2 protein-coding genes are annotated in these 1,260 nt (G+C 71.1%); both read left to right on the top strand.

Going from position 1 to position 1,260, the window contains the following annotated elements; all coding sequences use genetic code 11:
* On the top strand, positions 1-804 hold an 804-nt coding region (gene cysD, locus E6R18_RS33825; RefSeq protein ID WP_136320681.1), incomplete at its 5' end, for a sulfate adenylyltransferase subunit CysD.
* Between the two features lie 2 nt (positions 805-806).
* A partial coding sequence (locus tag E6R18_RS33820; RefSeq protein ID WP_206308500.1) for a GTP-binding protein occupies positions 807-1,260 on the top strand: 454 nt, incomplete at its 3' end.

The raw sequence follows: 1,260 nt of genomic DNA, 5'->3' as shown, positions 1-1,260 counted from the left end.
TTCTCCGGCGGCAAGGACTCGATCCTGATGCTGCACCTGGCGCTCAAGGCGTTCGCGCCGGCGCCGGTGCCGTTCGCCCTGCTGCACGTGGACACCGGGCACAACTTCCCCGAGGTCCTGGAGTACCGCGACCGCACGGTCGCCGAGCACGGGCTGCGGCTGCACGTGGCCTCCGTGCAGGAGTACATCGACGCCGGCAAGCTCCGCGAGCGGCCCGACGGCACCCGCAACCCGCTCCAGACCGTGCCGCTGACCGAGGCCATCCAGCGGCACCGCTTCGACGCCGTGTTCGGCGGCGGGCGGCGCGACGAGGAGAAGGCGCGCGCCAAGGAGCGGGTCTTCTCACTGCGCGACGAGTTCTCCCAGTGGGACCCGCGCCGCCAGCGCCCCGAGCTGTGGCAGCTGTACAACGGCCGGCACGCCCCCGGTGAGCACGTCCGGGTCTTCCCGATCTCCAACTGGACCGAGCTGGACGTCTGGCAGTACATCCAGCGCGAGCAGATCGAGCTCCCGGCGATCTACTTCGCCCACGAGCGCGAGGTCTTCAACCGTTCCGGCATGTGGCTGACGGCCGGCAAGTGGGGCGGCCCGAAGGAGACCGAGCGGGTCGAGACGCGGCTGATCCGCTACCGCACGGTCGGCGACATGTCCTGCACCGGCGCCGTCGACTCCGACGCCACCACGCTGGACGCCGTGATCACCGAGATCGCCGCCTCCCGGCTCACCGAACGGGGCGCCACCCGCGCCGACGACAGGATGTCCGAGACCGCGATGGAAGACCGCAAGCGCGAAGGGTACTTCTAGCGATGACCACCCCCGCTCTGCTGCGCTTCGCCACCGTCGGTTCGGTGGACGACGGCAAGTCCACGCTCGTCGGGCGCCTCCTGCATGATTCCAAGTCGGTCCTGGCCGACCAGCTGGAGGCGGCCGTCGAGCACGCCTCGCGCAACCGCGGCCAGGAGGCGCCGGACCTGGCACTGCTCACCGACGGCCTGCGCGCCGAACGCGAGCAGGGCATCACCATCGACGTGGCCTACCGCTACTTCGCCACCCCCCGGCGCCGGTTCATCCTCGCCGACACCCCCGGCCACGTGCAGTACACCCGCAACATGGTCACCGGCGCCTCCACCGCCGAACTGGCCGTCGTCCTCGTCGACGCCCGCAACGGGGTGGTCGAGCAGACCCGCAGGCACGCCGCGGTCGCCGCCCTGCTGCGCGTCCCGCACGTGGTGCTGGCCGTCAACAAGATGGACCTCGTCG

This window comes from Streptomyces sp. A1277 (genome assembly GCF_004795015.1).
Lineage (GTDB): Bacteria > Actinomycetota > Actinomycetes > Streptomycetales > Streptomycetaceae > Streptomyces.
Note: the sequence above shows the minus strand (reverse complement) of the source record. Positions and strands in the feature narration are given on the sequence as shown.